Origin of the sequence: Parapedobacter pyrenivorans, from assembly GCF_014636865.1 — a bacterium.
Taxonomy (GTDB): Bacteria; Bacteroidota; Bacteroidia; order Sphingobacteriales; family Sphingobacteriaceae; genus Parapedobacter; species Parapedobacter pyrenivorans.
Window position 1 is genome coordinate 52,375 of sequence record NZ_BMER01000005.1, and the last position, 13,727, is coordinate 66,101.

A 13,727-nucleotide genomic window follows, 5' to 3' on the forward strand; every position below is an offset into this window, starting at 1 on the left:
TCACGAAAACCAACCGGAATACATAACATAGCGATCCGGCAATTCGTCGAGCATCCTGCGTTGCTCTCCGGTGATCGGTTTTATCTTCCGCGCAGGGACTCCCGCGTATAGATACCCACTTTCGCATACCATATGCTCCAATACTACGGCACCTGCAGCGATGATTACATAATCCTCCACCACTGCATGATCCATCACAATAGCGCCCATGCCGATAAGTATCCTATCCATCAACATACAGCCATGTACCAATGCGCGGTGACCGATATTCACATAGTCACCTATTGTCGTCGGCGCGGTTCCGTAAGTGCAATGTATGACTACGCCATCCTGAACATTGGTATATTTACCAATCCGAATATGGTTGACATCGCCCCTTACCACCGCATTGAACCATATCGAGCAATTTTCGCCCATCACTACATCACCCACAATCGTGGCATTATCTGCAATAAAGCAGTCGGACGGGATATCCGGATAAATCCCCTTCACCGGCAAAATCAATGACATATTTCTCTACTAAAATAAAAACTAGCTACCCAAAAGAAAAATCAGAAGACCGTATCTATTCGTCTTTCCGATTGCTTAGGATAATCCGTGGTATAATGCAAACCTCGACTCTCTTTACGAGCCATTGCCGATTTAATAACCAAATATGCAACCTGAATAACGTTTCTGAGCTCACATAATTTTACAGACAATCGCGTATTCTTATAGAAACTCTCTGTCTCGTCATAAAGCAACCCAAGGCGCCTCATGGCGCGCTCCAATCTAAAATCCGAACGCACAATACCTACATAGTCACTCATCACCTTTTGGGTTTCACGAAGGTTGTGCGTTACCAAAATATCCTCATTCGATAGCGCTGTATCCGAGTCGTCCCAATCCGGTATCCCTGTCGGAATCTTTATTCCGCTAAACAATCTAATCGCATCTTCATAAATCCGATGTGCAAAAACAGTAGCCTCCAATAATGAGTTGGAAGCCAATCGATTAGCACCATGAAGTCCTGTAGAGGCACATTCTCCGCATGCATAAAGATTACGGATGGAAGACCTTCCGTATTCATCCACCAATATTCCGCCACAAAGGTAATGAGCGGCCGGTGTTACCGGTATATAATCCCGCGACATATCGATACCTATTGATAAACACTTCGCATAAATATTCGGAAAATGAGTTAAAATATCTTCTTTCTTTCGATGTGTAATATCCAGAAATACGAAATCATCACCCGATTTCTTCATTTCGGAATCGATAGCACGCGCCACAATATCCCGCGATGCTAGCGCACCCCGTTCGTCATACTCCTCCATGAACGACTCGCCGGTCTTCCGCAGCAGCAACCCACCAAACCCCCTTACCGCTTCCGAAATAAGAAATGCCGGATATTCGCCAGGATTATAAAGCGCTGTTGGGTGAAACTGTATAAATTCCATATTCCTCACTTTTCCCTTCGCCCGGTAAACCATTGCAATCCCGTCGCCCGTCGCGATCACTGGATTTGTTGTGCTCGAATAGATATGACCCGCTCCACCAGATGCTAATACGGTAACTTTACTTAATATCCGTTCTACCTTATTATCCACTGTATTCAATACATAAACACCGTAGCATGTAATATCAGTCGTACTTTTATCCACAAATACCCCTAAATGGTGCTGCGTAATCAAATCCACTGCAAAATAATGGGTCAATAGCTCGATATTCGGATTCTCGTGAACCTTCTGGAGCAATGCACGCTCGATCTCAAATCCCGTTATGTCCTTATAATGTAATACGCGATGCTCCGAGTGCCCTCCCTCTCTAGCCAGATCATACACACCGTCGGTCTTCTTATCGAAGTGCGTACCATAATCAATAATCTCCTGGATGCGCTTTGGACCCTCCCTAACAACGTTTTCCACAACGTTTACATCACACAATCCATCCCCAGCAACCAGTGTATCAGCAATATGCTTCTCAAATGAATCAGACTTATCCACAACAACGGCGACGCCGCCCTGCGCATATTTCGTATTCGACTCGTCTTCGTTCGCCTTCGTGATAATCATCACCCTACCCTTTGCGGCAGCCTTCAACGCAAAGCTCAATCCAGCTATCCCCGACCCGATAACTAAAAAATCAACATGATGCATAACCAAAAAACAAAGGGTAAAAATTGAATAAGTAGTAATACGTATATAACCTGTGAATAACTTGTCTACTAACCGTTGAATAAAAATGAAAAGTTGTCAATCCAGCATACGCTAGCTGTTTCTAAACAAACTCCGATTAAATATCCCCAGAAATAGACTACAATATTAACAAATACAAAGCAATAAATACTATACAAATAATTGTGGTCAACAATTCCTTCAAATCTAAAACTCTTTGTAAATCAATCCTAAAACATTAAATTAATGTTAATAATTTGTTAGAAAATAACATGTACTCAAAAATCAAAATAAAAGACCACGATATTTTTCACAACACCAACACCTTAACAAACAATAAGAATATGTTATATAAATAATTATTATTCCTTATTGAGGCTGTGGGAATCTTGAAAACCAAATCAATTTGTTTAATTACCTTTGTGTTGTCATGAACGCATATCTAACAGAACTGGACACAAAAGGGTATATCGATGAACCGATCGATCCAACATTGGATTTGGTCGAAGAGATAAACAGACTCAAAAGAGAAAAGAATGCTGTGCTACTGGCACACTATTATCAGGAGCCAGAGATACAGGATATCGCTGACTATATCGGTGACAGCCTGGGTTTATCTCAGCAGGCTGCCAAAACAGAGGCAGACGTTATCGTATTTGCCGGTGTGCATTTTATGGCCGAAACAGCAAAGATCCTTTCGCCCCAAAAGAAAGTGCTGCTCCCAGATTTGAAGGCCGGTTGTTCACTATCCGACAGTTGCCCACCGCATCTTTTCGCCAAATTCAAAGAACAGTATCCCGATCACATAGCGATTACCTATGTGAATTGTACTGCCGAACTTAAGGCGCTCAGTGATATCGTCTGCACGTCAAGTAATGCGGTACAACTTGTAGAAAGCCTGCCCCGCGACCAGAAAATCATTTTTGGTCCGGATAAAAATCTAGGTGATTATGTGCAGCGGAAAACAGGACGCGACCTTGTCCTCTGGAACGGTGCCTGTATGGTACATGAGATTTTCTCCCAGGAGCGTATAACGCAATTGAGAAGGGACCATCCCCAAGCCAAATTTATTGCGCATCCAGAGTGTGAAAAGGAAATTCTGGATGCGGCCGATTATATCGGCTCGACATCCGGCCTGTTGAAATATACCAAGGAGAACCCTGCGGATACGTTTATTGTAGCTACAGAAAGCGGCATTATACATCAGATGCAAAAAGCGAATCCGCATAAAACGTTCATTCCGGCGCCGCCAAATAATTCCTGTGCCTGCAACGACTGTCCATATATGAAGCTTAATACGTTAGAAAAGCTATACAACTGCATGAGATTTGAGCTTCCAGAAGTGGTGTTACCAGCTGACGTAATAGACCGGGCGAGACGACCAATCGAAAGGATGCTGGAAATTTCGGCACGACTTGGGCTATAAGACCGAACTAGGAATGGGAAGATTAATAGAAAGCGATGTTTGACAATAAAGAACGGACAGATTTGGACCATCTAGGTGAATTTGGTCTGATAGAACACCTTACCAAGGCCGTTGAACTCACGGAGAAGTCAACAGTAAAAGGTATCGGCGACGATGCCGCAGTTCTGGATTTTTCGGGAAATAAGGCACTTGTTTCTACCGATTTGCTTTTGGAAGGCATCCATTTCGATTTGCGGTATGTACCGCTAAAACACTTGGGATATAAGGCTGTACAGGTAAATCTAAGTGACATCTATGCCATGAATGGCATGGCAACGCAGATTACTTTTTCCATAGGCTTATCGAGCAAATTTCCGCTTGAAGCCGTGGAAGAATTGTATGCCGGTGCGCTACTGGCATGTACGAAGTATCAGGTGGATTTGGTGGGTGGCGACACCTCTGCATCGAAACAGGGGCTGGTAATCAGTGTTACTAGCATTGGATATGCCAAGGCAGAAGATATTGTATACCGGAATGGCGCACAAGAGGGCGATTTGGTTTGCGTATCCGGCGATTTGGGTGCGGCTTACGTCGGTCTGCAGCTCTTAGAACGCGAAAAGCGTATATTTTTGGAGAATCCCGATATTCAGCCCGATCTGGAAGGAAAGGATTACATCGTGGAACGCCAACTTAAGCCGGAAGCGCGGCGCGATATTGTGCAATTACTGGCAACGCTGGGCGTAAAGCCCACGGCAATGATAGACGTATCAGACGGTTTGGCTTCCGAAATTCTACACATTTGCAATGCTTCGGGGAGAGGGTGCAAGTTATATGAAGAAAAAATTCCTATCGATCCAATGGCGTATGATACGGCACGCGAATTTGCATTGGACCCAACGGTCTGTGCGTTGAACGGTGGGGAAGACTACGAATTACTCTTTACCATTAACCAGGCGGATTACGGGAAGCTGGTAGGCCAGGCCGACATCAGTGTCATTGGTCATATCACCGAAAAAGAAGCCGGATGCGAGTTGATTTCAAAGTCCGGGAATGTACATCCCATCAAAGCACAGGGATGGAACGCGTTTTCAAGTTAGGTATACATTGGCGTCAAGTCTTTTTAACCAATAGCTATGTCATGGATAAAAAATTAGGGCTAGTCGGGTTGCTTTTCTTACTGCCTGCTCTTACCATTGCCCAAACATATAGTAAGCGTTTTGAGGAAGTTTTCAATCGGCAAGACAGCGCTGGCCAGCGACAGCTATTAGCAGAGTGGCAAGCAAATAAACCGCTAGATGCAGATTTGCAGGTTGCTTATTTCAATTTTTATAAGCAACGTTACGAACAGGAAGCTGATTCGCTGATTCAAGAGGGATTGGTTTCAGAGGCATTTTCCCATATCGATAGCGGTATAAAGGCTTTTCCAAATCGCCTCGATATGCGTTTTGATAGGATTTCGTTGCTTTGGAATCTTGGCAACTATTCGGATTACAAGGAAACAATATTGGCATTACTGGAACAGCATGATGTCATTAAGGACGGCTGGTTATGGAAAAATAATTCGTCGTTGATCAACGCGACGGATTTCCTGCTAAAATATGTGGATAATTATGTCGTTCAGCTGTATAATCTCGACGATGAATCACTTCACCCATACATGGATGAAATTGCCAACCGTGTATTGATATCCCATCCACGGCATGTACCGAGTCTTTCCAATTTGGCAATTACGGCATTGTATCACGAAGACTATCCGACGGCCATCGAACATTTAACTAAGGCCTTATCTATTGAAGCAGAAAATACCAGTGTGCTCAGTAACCTGGCTTTTGCGTATGTACAGGTCGGCAACACGGAAAAAGCAATAGCTTATTACGAACAAATGGCGAAATACGGCGATAGCCAAACGAAGGCTTACGCAGCGGAGCAGTTGGAGAAGCTAGTTCGTTAAAAAGCCACGAAGCACATAATGCAGTATCCCGCCATGGCGGTAATATTCGATTTCGATGGCTGAATCAAACCGAGCCTTCGATTGGAACCTTACCGCTTGTCCATCGGCTTTGGTCGCTGTGACGTCTAGCAGCTTATGAGGCTTTAAATCAGTTGAGATACCCGTTATAGTAAATGTTTCGGTGCCGTCCAGACCTAATGATTCCGCATTTTCGCCTACCGGAAATTCCAATGGTACGATGCCCATACCCACCAAATTACTACGGTGTATACGTTCAAAACTTTCAGCAATGACCGCTTTTACACCAAGGAGGTTGGCTCCTTTCGCAGCCCAATCGCGTGAAGACCCGCTACCGTACTCCTTTCCCGCAAGAATGACCAAGGGGGTCTCGGTCTTGATGTATTCCATGGCTGCATCGTATACCGATAGCGTTTCGCCCGTTGGAAAATACGTGGTATAGCCACCCTCTTTTTCGGTTATTTTATTACGGATACGTACATTAGCGAAGGTGCCCCGCATCATCACTTCATGATTGCCCCGACGCGAACCGTAAGAATTGAAATCCTTCAGTGCTACTCCCATTGAAACCAAGTATTGACCCGCCGCGGAATCCGCTCTGAATGAACCAGCCGGTGAGATGTGATCCGTAGTGACGGAATCACCTAAATAGAGTAGAACCCGTGCATTGTTAATGTCTGTGGTGGGCAAAGGCTCGTTGCTGATGTTTTTAAAGAAGGGTGCTTCCTGGACATAAGTGGATTGTTCTTTCCATTTGAAATTTTTACCCTGTGGGGCCACTAGCTGTTTCCAGTCGTCACCACCATCGAATATAACGTCATACACGTTTTTGAAATCCGATACACGCATGCATTGGTTGATGGTATCGACGATTTCCTGTTGCGTAGGCCAGATGTCACGCAGGTATACTGGATTCCCGTTGGGATCGAAATCCAGCGGATCATTAAGTAAGTCTACATCAACGCGGCCCACTAAGGCGTAAGCAACGACCAACATCGGCGACATCAGGAAATTCATTTTAACCTGCGGATGAACGCGAGCTTCAAAATTTCGGTTTCCAGAAAGGACAGAAGCCACTACCAGGTCACCCTTGTCCACCGCTTCCGCAATATGAGGGGGCAGTGGTCCACTATTTCCAATACAAGAGGTACATCCGTAGCCGACAGTATGGAAACGCAAAGCTTCCAAATCTTCCAATAGGTTTGCGCGCTGCAGGTATTCGGTTACGACTTTCGATCCAGGGGCTAGACTGGTCTTCACCCAGGATTTCGTTCGTAGGCCCCGTTCCAGGGCCTTCCGAGCAACCAAACCGGCGCCTACCATTACCGCAGGGTTTGAAGTATTCGTGCAGCTGGTGATTGCGGCAATTACAATACTGCCATCACTAAGTACATATTCCTTGTTCTTTATCTTTATCCGTACCGATCGGATATCATCCGTTGCCACTTCTATTTCGTTGGGTTTACTTAGCCGGTTTTCATACGTAAATGCGCTGCCCGATCCGCCTTCGGAAAGCCAAGCTTGTTCCTGCCGATTCTTGATAGGCAAGTAGTTACGTTGGTATTCTTTTTCTAAGAGCAGTGAGAATTGGGAGGATAAGTCCTTTACCAAAATCTTATCTTGGGGACGTTTTGGACCCGATACGGTCGGTTGTAGGGTATCCAAATCGAGTGCTAATACGTGGGAATATTGAATTTCCTCCTTACCGGTACGCCACAGTAAATTCTCCTTGCAGTAGTCTTCTACCAAATTGATATGCGCTTCCGGTCGGTTGGTTCGCCGCATGTATTCCAATGTTTGGTTATCTATCGGGAAATAAGTTACCGTACAGCCAAATTCTGGTGACATATTGGAGATGGTGGCACGGTCTGTCACACTTAGGTGGTCCAATGCGTCGCCGAAGACCTCGACAAATTTGCCGACAACACCGTAATCGCGCAAGAGCTCGGTAATCGTCAGTACCATATCAGTAGCTGTACAGCCCGCTGGGATTTTACCAGTCAGCTTCAATCCGATCACTTGCGGACATGTAAAATAGATGGGCTGGCCGAGCATAGCGGCTTCGGCTTCTATTCCACCGACACCCCAAGCGATTACGCCGATGCCATTGACCATCGGTGTGTGCGAATCCGTTCCAACCAACGTATCAGGAAAGGCCCAGCCATCGCGGGTAATGATGCCCTTCGCTAGGTATTCGAGGTTTACCTGATGGCATATACCCATACCGGGGGGCACCACGGTGAAATTATTCAGGGCCTGTTGACCCCATTTGAGTAACTCGTACCGCTCGGCATTGCGTTCATATTCCAACTCCACATTGCTTTGGTAAGCGTAGTTCGTACCAAAATAGTCTACTTGCACAGAATGGTCGATGACCAAGTCGACGGGGATAGCCGGATTGATCTTACTTCCATCTCCCCCCTTGCGGATGATTTCTGCACGTATAGAAGCCATATCTACGACTGCGGGTACGCCCGTAAAATCTTGCATGAGCACGCGGGCAGGTTTAAACGGAACCTCTTTGTCCGTCCCCGAAGGGTCCCAATTGATTAGCGTATCGAGATGCTCATCTGTAACCGAAAAGTTGTCATGGTTTCGCAAAACATTTTCGAGTAATATGCGAATGGAAAAAGGAAGCTTTTCAACCTTACTATTTTCCAATTTCCTCAAGGAGGCTATTTGATGATCCATGATGTTTAGTTAACATTAGTTTGTGATAATATACGGAATCTTTTTGAATTGTAAACAATGCGCCAGACAAGTACATCAAGTGCTAAAATAACAAAAATAATCATACCCCGCCGTCTCGATGTTTTCGAGGCGGTTTTTTTGGCACGTCTCGATCTCCGATGAGGTTTCCATAAGGTTTAAGGGAGTCAACATGGTCAAAAATGACTTTTGCCGCGCCTAAAAATGGTATAAAGAGAATCATGCCTGCGACACCCCAAACTAAACTACCCAAGAGCAGGGTCATAATTGTAAACAGCGCATTCAATTGAACCTTGCTGCCCGTGATTTTTGGCGTAAGGATATAACTGTCTATTTGCTGCATAACAATAAAGAATACGGCAACAATGATGGGGGTCACTAACGTATCACGTGTGATGAGCGTATATAGGACTACAATGGAACTTCCCGCTACCGATCCGATATAGGGAATGATGTTAATAAAGGCAACCATTACCCCGAAAAACAACGCGTTTTCGATACCGATAATCGTAAGACCAATGGTATTGACGACCGAAAAAATCAGGGCCACGATGCATACACCCGCAAGGTATGCGCTGGCTACATCCGTGGTTTTATCGACAACCCCTCGCGCTTCTTCCAGGTTGGCCTTACCGGCATAGTAAACAACAAGGGCGAGCACAAAACCTTTTATCCGTCCGCGATAGATAAGCAAGAGGACGGTATAGGCCGTAATGATCAATAGATGGACTAAGAATGAAAGTACCGATCGGAAAATATCGCCTACGAATTTTCCGGTGAGGTTAGAAAAGGCGTCTATTTGCCGCTGCAGATATTCCTTCTGCTTGTCAACCGGTAACTGAAAATGCTCGGAAATGAAGGCGTGACCCGAGTTGAGCAAATCATTTAGTTTCTCATCAATTACCGGCATATCCTTTGCCAAGGCAATTACTTGGTTGATCAGCAGGTAAAAGACCCCCAACAGCAGGACCAAGGTGAAAAATGCACAGAGTGTCGATGCCAACCCCCGAGGTATTTTCTTGCGTTCTAATCGACGGCAGACAGGCACCAAAAGCATAGCGATCAGCCCACTGATGGCCAATGGAATTAGGAAAGGTTTTGCGAAGTAAAGGATACTGAAAGCCAACACGATGAATAGCAAAACTTGGTTGAACCGAGCGATCGGGTTGCTTCCTGTTTGCATCATAGTAGACGGTCTATCTCGCGGGCAAGCTTTCGGTCTTTTTCAGTCACGATATTGCCTGCATCGTGTGTGGATAACCAGATTTCCACTTTGTTCCATGTGTTGGTCCAGGTGGGGTGGTGGTTCTGCTGTTCAGCCAATAAAGCGACCCGAAGCATGAAGGCGAAAGCCTCGGAAAAATCATTAAAGTTAAATGATCTGTAGAGCGTATTATTCTCTTCTTGCCACATCAGTATAGGAAATTTTGGTTGTCACGAAATTTATGAAACATATGTCTAATAAAACAAAGAATCGTTGTTTTTGTTTGCTCGGAATACAGCTCAGCCGAGCACCTCTTCCAGCACCCCATGTGATTTTATTTCGCCCATGTTTTCTACGTGAAATCGATAGAAATCAATGAGTTTTTCGAGGAGGAAACGTCGATCTGCCAGCGAGATTTGCAGCGACCCCAAACGATCGAAAGAACAAGCCAGCAAAGCGGCCAGCTGCGAGGTGTGTGGCTCTTGCAAAACCAGGGCGTGTGCTGGCAGGCTGCTACAGAAAACACCGTCTTTCAAATCAAAGAACGTTTGGCTGCTTTTGGGCAAAGCGGGGTGAAACCCCAAGTAGCGGGATAGCTTGAGCAGGAAGAGGAGGTGAAAATTGGGCGGCATTTTTTCCAAGGAATCTAACCACGATACGGCATTGAATACGTAATCGAATAAGGGTTCGTCGGTCGATTGCTGACGGAGGCATTTGTAAAGTATTTCGTTTAGAAATAGCAGAACAGCGCTTTTAGCGATGTCATAGGGTATGGTTTGGAAGGGAGGCTGCTGCCGCGCCTCGGAAATCCGCTGTAAAGAAGTGTTTTCACGGTGATATACCACCATATCGAGCAAATGCAGCGGCTGTAAGATCGTTACGCCGATTTTTGCTTTCGGTCTACGGGCGCCATTGATAATATAGGACTGCAAGCCGAACTTTTCGGTGAAAATCTGGGCTACTACACTGCTTTCCGAGTAGTTGGTAGATTTCAACACAATACCGCGGGTTTTATGCAACATGTTATCCGAAAAACAACGACCATAATTTTGGACAAAAAATCACGCAGCCAATAATAGCAGAAAAAACCGCGGCAATCAAAACCGCTCCTGCGGCGGCATCTTTGGCCTTTTTGGCTAGTGGATGGTAATCGGGCGACACGAGATCCACCAGGGCTTCAACAGCCGTGTTCAATAACTCAGTAATCAATACAATAGCGATACATCCGATTATCCAGCGCCACTCTGTGTAGGTCACGTTTAGCCAAGTTGCCAAACCAACAACCGCTAGGGCCGCGACAACATGTATCCTGAAATTCCGTTCACCGCGGAAAGTGGTGAAAATCCCGTTAAGTGCAGGGAGGAATGGATTTTGGCGTGAATTACTCATTTTTTTGTTGCTCTTTTCGTTCATCCAAGAGGCTACGACGCTCGATTTTCCGGATAAGGCTATATAGGGTTGTCAAAAAACCCATGCCGAATACGATGACTCCAACCACCATTGCCCATTTATAGAGGGGGCGATCCTGACCCATGAGGAAAAGGCCAATTATGCAACAGGCTAACCCCACTATAATGCCAATGAGCCCTCGGAGTAGATATTTATTCATAATCCATGTTGGTGATGTACACAACAAAGATAACGTTTTTGCCCATGATGCTATTTACATCAGGAATACTTATCTTTATGCATTTATTTTATCCCGCAACATGCCTAATATGACACTACGTGATATTGCCAATGCGTTGGATTTGTCTGTTTCGACGGTATCCAAGGCGTTGCGTGATAGTTATGAAATTGGCTACGAAACCAAGAAGCGGGTAATGAACTACGCGCGGGCAAACCATTACCTACCCAATCGTATGGCTAAAAGCTTGAAAGAGGGCAAAAGTGGTTCCATAGGCGTAGTGGTCTGTTCCATCGACAATAGTTTTGTTTCCCGTATGCTCGATGGAATCGACGGTGCCTGTACAGCGGCAGGATACGATATCATTATCATGCAGAGCAAAGAATCGTTGGCTCAGGAAAAATCGTGCCTTAAGCAGTTGGAAGCACGTGGTGTGGAAGGGATCTTGATATCGCCCGCTGCTGAGACCATCAATCTGGATCATATTGTTGGCCTGCGGGCCATAGGGATGCCAACCGTGCTATTTGACAGGATCAGTGAACGCTTTGACTCCTATCAGGTCGGCGTCGATAACCGTGAGGGCGCTTTTTTGGCTACACAACACCTGATCGCCAACGGGTATATGCGTATTGCCATGCTCAATATTGGCCCCGATATCCATTTTGCATCATTACGGGGCAAAGGATATCAGGATGCGCTGCGCGCAAACCACATTCCTTATCGGGAGGAGTATGTCCGCTTATGTAATCCATCAAGCAGGGACACGCTAAAAGACTGCGTCAGTACAAACATCCGATCACTTTTGGAACTACCGACGCCTCCCGAGGCCCTTTTTACAACCACTGATCAGTTGTCTACCCACAGCCTGAGTGTTATGCACCAGCTCGGCTACCAAATTCCTCAAGACATTGCACTTATTGGATTCAGCAATACGGAACTGGCCGATATACTTACTCCCCCGCTTTCTACCGTATATCAGCCGGCTTTTGAAATTGGTAGGAAGGCTGCGGAGAAACTTATTGCTTTGATCGTTGGAAAGGAAGAGCCGGAAGAATATGAAACAGTGATGCTGCCGGTACAGTTGGATATTCGCGAATCTAGCCGAACTAGGATTGAACCAAAGCGATAATACGCGTACAAATATCTCTTGCAACTTCTGCTTTGGATTTCAGCTCGAACGATTCGATATTTCTTTTTTGATCAATGATGGTGATTTTATTCGTATCTCCAGCAAATCCTGCACCTTCATCGCGCATGGAATTCAGCACGATGAAATCGAGGTTCTTTTTCTGAAGTTTTTCGACGGCATGGATCTGTTCGTCATGCGTTTCCAGCGCAAAGCCGACGAGGATTTGCTCCGCGCGTTTTCGTTGGCCTAACGTGGTTAGGATATCGGTGGTCTTAACGAGCTCGATTGTAAAGCCCTGTCCCTCGTTTTTCTTGATTTTTCGTTCGGCAGCAACTTTCGGTTTGTAGTCGGCCACAGCTGCGCTCATCACTGTGATGTCCGTCTCGGCAAAGTTCGCTAGGCAAGCATCGAGCATTTCGGCTGCAGAGGTAACAGAAACGCTTTTTACACCAGCAGGCGTGGATAATACGGTGGGTCCACTCACTAAGGTCACATCGGCTCCCAAGTCGGCCAGGCGAGATGCAATGGCATATCCCATCTTACCACTGGAGTGATTGCCGATATACCGTACCGGATCAATGGCCTCATACGTAGGGCCGGCTGTGACCAAGGCCCTCTTCCCTGACAAGGGGAGCGCCGTGGAAAAAAAAGTATGGAGCACAGCAAGTATTTCTTCGGGTTCAGCAAGCCGGCCCGTTCCCGTCAGCCCACTCGCCAGCTCCCCATCGCCCGGTGGAATGATGTGGTTGCCAAATGATTTGAGCCGGGCGATATTAGATTGTGTACTCTCGTGTTTCCACATATCCAAATCCATGGCGGGAGCGAGAAAAACCGGCGACTTGGCGGAAAGATATACCGCACAGAGCAAATTATCGCATAGGCCATGTGAAAATTTAGCCAAGGTATTTGCACTTGCCGGCGCTACAACGATAGCATCAGCCGCCAGTGCGAGGTGTACGTGATTGTTCCATTCGCCAGAAGCCGGATCGAAATAGTCAACCCGTACCGGATTGCCCGAGAGCGTGGAAAGCGTGAGGGGTGTAATGAAGTTTTTTGCATCGGGGGTCATGACAACCTGTACCTTCGCTCCCGCTTTGACCAACAGGCGGGTCAAATGGGCCGATTTATAGGCAGCGATGCCACCGCAGACGCCCAAAAGCACATGCTTTCCCCGAATGCCCACTATTCGCCGTCTTTTTCCTTCGTTGGGTTTCTGAAGTATACCTTATCGTGTAGGAACTCGTCTATGGATACCAAACTGGGCTTGGGCAGGCGTTCGTAATGTTTGGAAATCTCGATTTGCTCGCGGTTTTCAAACACTTCTTCCAAATTATCGTTGGTCGTTGCAAACTCAGCCAACTTGCCATTCAGTTCTTCTTTTACATCTACAGCGATTTGGTTAGCCCGTTTGCTGATAATCACGATGGACTCATAGAGGTTGTCCGTTTTCTTATCCAAGTCCCTCAAATCACGGGTTATCGTCGTATTTGGGGTGGTTTTGTTTATTTGAGTACTCATATCTTTTGAA

General features: G+C 46.0%; 14 protein-coding genes. 4 read left to right on the top strand and 10 right to left on the bottom strand.

Annotated elements, in window-relative coordinates:
* Together IEV98_RS19380 and nadB are read right to left on the bottom strand one after the other, a co-directional pair.
* Positions 1-510 (bottom strand): gamma carbonic anhydrase family protein, encoded by a 510-nt coding sequence (locus IEV98_RS19380; protein ID WP_188507695.1) that lies wholly within the window; start codon positions 508-510, stop codon positions 1-3.
* A 41-nt stretch (positions 511-551) separates the two neighbouring features.
* Positions 552-2,138, bottom strand: coding sequence for an L-aspartate oxidase (gene nadB, locus IEV98_RS19385; RefSeq protein WP_188507696.1), 1,587 nt, complete (start codon positions 2,136-2,138; stop codon positions 552-554).
* A gap of 448 nt (positions 2,139-2,586) precedes the next feature.
* On the opposite strand from nadB, the gene nadA reads away from it, so the two are divergent.
* From nadA to IEV98_RS19400, 3 genes are read left to right on the top strand one after another with little or no spacing between them, the layout of a single operon-like run.
* Complete coding sequence (nadA, locus tag IEV98_RS19390; protein WP_188507697.1) at positions 2,587-3,582, top strand: quinolinate synthase NadA; 996 nt, start codon at positions 2,587-2,589, stop codon at positions 3,580-3,582.
* A 35-nt stretch (positions 3,583-3,617) separates the two neighbouring features.
* On the top strand, positions 3,618-4,658 hold the full coding sequence (gene thiL, locus IEV98_RS19395) for a thiamine-phosphate kinase (RefSeq protein WP_188507698.1): 1,041 nt from the start codon (positions 3,618-3,620) through the stop codon (positions 4,656-4,658).
* A gap of 41 nt (positions 4,659-4,699) precedes the next feature.
* On the top strand, positions 4,700-5,512 hold the full coding sequence (locus IEV98_RS19400) for a tetratricopeptide repeat protein (RefSeq protein WP_188507699.1): 813 nt from the start codon (positions 4,700-4,702) through the stop codon (positions 5,510-5,512).
* Here the strand turns inward: IEV98_RS19400 and acnA are convergent.
* The 6 genes from acnA to IEV98_RS19430 form a co-directional block, all read right to left on the bottom strand.
* Positions 5,501-8,221: an aconitate hydratase AcnA gene (gene acnA / locus IEV98_RS19405; protein WP_229738858.1), complete on the bottom strand. Its 2,721-nt coding sequence runs from the start codon at positions 8,219-8,221 to the stop codon at positions 5,501-5,503. The two genes, IEV98_RS19400 and acnA, sit on opposite strands and share 12 nt — an antisense overlap.
* Before the next feature lie 100 nt (positions 8,222-8,321).
* Positions 8,322-9,425, bottom strand: a complete 1,104-nt coding sequence (locus tag IEV98_RS19410) for an AI-2E family transporter (RefSeq protein WP_188507700.1) — start codon at positions 9,423-9,425, stop codon at positions 8,322-8,324.
* Positions 9,422-9,652 carry a 4a-hydroxytetrahydrobiopterin dehydratase gene (locus tag IEV98_RS19415; protein ID WP_188507701.1) on the bottom strand — a complete coding sequence of 77 codons (231 nt, stop codon included), beginning with the start codon at positions 9,650-9,652 and terminating at the stop codon, positions 9,422-9,424. Before IEV98_RS19415 ends, IEV98_RS19410 begins: the two co-directional genes overlap by 4 nt.
* A 90-nt stretch (positions 9,653-9,742) precedes the next feature.
* Entirely contained in the window at positions 9,743-10,465 is a 723-nt protein-coding gene (gene recO, locus IEV98_RS19420) for a DNA repair protein RecO (RefSeq protein ID WP_188507702.1), read from the bottom strand.
* A 1-nt stretch (position 10,466) separates the two neighbouring features.
* Complete coding sequence (locus IEV98_RS19425) at positions 10,467-10,832, bottom strand: diacylglycerol kinase family protein (protein WP_229738859.1); 366 nt, start codon at positions 10,830-10,832, stop codon at positions 10,467-10,469.
* Positions 10,825-11,052 carry a signal peptidase gene (locus IEV98_RS19430; protein ID WP_188507704.1) on the bottom strand — a complete coding sequence of 76 codons (228 nt, stop codon included), beginning with the start codon at positions 11,050-11,052 and terminating at the stop codon, positions 10,825-10,827. Before IEV98_RS19430 ends, IEV98_RS19425 begins: the two co-directional genes overlap by 8 nt.
* A 100-nt stretch (positions 11,053-11,152) precedes the next feature.
* Here IEV98_RS19430 and IEV98_RS19435 point away from each other — a divergent pair, with 100 nt between their 5' ends.
* On the top strand, positions 11,153-12,199 hold the full coding sequence (locus tag IEV98_RS19435) for a LacI family DNA-binding transcriptional regulator (RefSeq protein ID WP_229738860.1): 1,047 nt from the start codon (positions 11,153-11,155) through the stop codon (positions 12,197-12,199).
* Here IEV98_RS19435 and coaBC read toward each other — a convergent pair.
* Positions 12,177-13,382 carry a bifunctional phosphopantothenoylcysteine decarboxylase/phosphopantothenate--cysteine ligase CoaBC gene (gene coaBC / locus IEV98_RS19440; protein ID WP_188507705.1) on the bottom strand — a complete coding sequence of 402 codons (1,206 nt, stop codon included), beginning with the start codon at positions 13,380-13,382 and terminating at the stop codon, positions 12,177-12,179. The genes IEV98_RS19435 and coaBC overlap by 23 nt on opposite strands.
* Positions 13,382-13,717 carry a DNA-directed RNA polymerase subunit omega gene (locus tag IEV98_RS19445; RefSeq protein WP_188507706.1) on the bottom strand — a complete coding sequence of 112 codons (336 nt, stop codon included), beginning with the start codon at positions 13,715-13,717 and terminating at the stop codon, positions 13,382-13,384. Before IEV98_RS19445 ends, coaBC begins: the two co-directional genes overlap by 1 nt.
* Between the last annotated feature and the right edge of the window lie 10 nt (positions 13,718-13,727).

Coding starts and splice junctions, on each gene's coding strand:
- IEV98_RS19415 (WP_188507701.1), bottom strand. CDS start 9,652: ATGTGGCAAGAAGAGAATAATACGCTCTACAGATCATTTAACTTTAAT.
- IEV98_RS19445 (WP_188507706.1), bottom strand. CDS start 13,717: ATGAGTACTCAAATAAACAAAACCACCCCAAATACGACGATAACCCGT.
- IEV98_RS19435 (WP_229738860.1), top strand. CDS start 11,153: ATGCCTAATATGACACTACGTGATATTGCCAATGCGTTGGATTTGTCT.
- acnA (WP_229738858.1), bottom strand. CDS start 8,221: ATGGATCATCAAATAGCCTCCTTGAGGAAATTGGAAAATAGTAAGGTT.
- IEV98_RS19400 (WP_188507699.1), top strand. CDS start 4,700: ATGGATAAAAAATTAGGGCTAGTCGGGTTGCTTTTCTTACTGCCTGCT.
- nadA (WP_188507697.1), top strand. CDS start 2,587: ATGAACGCATATCTAACAGAACTGGACACAAAAGGGTATATCGATGAA.
- IEV98_RS19410 (WP_188507700.1), bottom strand. CDS start 9,425: ATGATGCAAACAGGAAGCAACCCGATCGCTCGGTTCAACCAAGTTTTG.
- IEV98_RS19380 (WP_188507695.1), bottom strand. CDS start 510: ATGTCATTGATTTTGCCGGTGAAGGGGATTTATCCGGATATCCCGTCC.
- IEV98_RS19430 (WP_188507704.1), bottom strand. CDS start 11,052: ATGAATAAATATCTACTCCGAGGGCTCATTGGCATTATAGTGGGGTTA.
- recO (WP_188507702.1), bottom strand. CDS start 10,465: ATGTTGCATAAAACCCGCGGTATTGTGTTGAAATCTACCAACTACTCG.
- thiL (WP_188507698.1), top strand. CDS start 3,618: ATGTTTGACAATAAAGAACGGACAGATTTGGACCATCTAGGTGAATTT.
- nadB (WP_188507696.1), bottom strand. CDS start 2,138: ATGCATCATGTTGATTTTTTAGTTATCGGGTCGGGGATAGCTGGATTG.
- IEV98_RS19425 (WP_229738859.1), bottom strand. CDS start 10,832: ATGAGTAATTCACGCCAAAATCCATTCCTCCCTGCACTTAACGGGATT.